Origin of the sequence: Duganella margarita (genome assembly GCF_009857535.1) — a bacterium.
In the GTDB taxonomy this organism is placed as follows: Bacteria; Pseudomonadota; Gammaproteobacteria; order Burkholderiales; family Burkholderiaceae_D; genus Rugamonas; species Rugamonas margarita.
The window spans coordinates 1-215 of the sequence record NZ_WWCS01000116.1 but is presented as its reverse complement, the minus strand read 5'-3'; the positions used below and the strand labels follow the sequence as shown (position 1 = coordinate 215).

1 rRNA gene is annotated in these 215 nt (G+C 52.1%); it reads right to left on the bottom strand.

Features of this window, described 5'->3' with window-relative positions:
• A 23S ribosomal RNA gene (locus tag GTP55_RS30560) occupies positions 1-215 on the bottom strand; the annotation flags it as partial.

The following is a 215-nucleotide window of genomic DNA, read 5'->3' as shown; positions in this document are numbered from 1 at the left end:
AGTGGGTTCGGACCTCCAGTGCGTGTTACCGCACCTTCATCCTGGCCATGAGTAGATCACTTGGTTTCGGGTCTACACCCAGCGACTGGCGCCCTGTTCGGACTCGATTTCTCTACGGCTTCCCTATATGGTTAACCTTGCCACTGAATGTAAGTCGCTGACCCATTATACAAAAGGTACGCAGTCACGGAACAAGTCCGCTCCTACTGTTTGTA